This is a genomic window from Pseudomonas sp. 2995-3 (genome assembly GCF_002742565.1).
GTDB classification, from domain to species: domain Bacteria; phylum Pseudomonadota; class Gammaproteobacteria; order Pseudomonadales; family Pseudomonadaceae; genus Aquipseudomonas; species Aquipseudomonas edaphica.
In genome coordinates this window covers 1-267 of the sequence record NZ_LJSB01000137.1, presented here as the reverse complement: position 1 = coordinate 267, position 267 = coordinate 1, and the positions used below count along the sequence as shown (strand labels likewise).

Annotated in this window: 1 pseudogene; it reads right to left on the bottom strand. The window is 37.8% G+C overall.

The window, feature by feature from the left end:
* Nucleotides 1–211: pseudogene (locus AOA62_RS07010) on the bottom strand (1-deoxy-D-xylulose-5-phosphate synthase); the annotation flags it as partial.
* Nucleotides 212–267 lie beyond the last annotated feature (56 nt).

Sequence of the window (267 nt, the reverse complement as noted above, 5' to 3'; positions counted from 1 at the left end):
CTGCGACAGGAATCATAGTACCAAAAGTAAGTATTGTTAGATCGCTACCAGACTTGAGAACTTCCCACTTACCAATTGGAACTTCTTTTAATTCATCATCCATCTTTACTCCATATCCATTTCCTCGTGGATATCTTACAGCGATTGGACCACCATCATATTGAACAGCAGTATATACCATATGCTGTAATTCATTTTCGTCTTTAGGCATGAGAATTGTCATGTTTGGTAAGTGCCTTAAATAGGAGATATCAAACACCCCTTGAT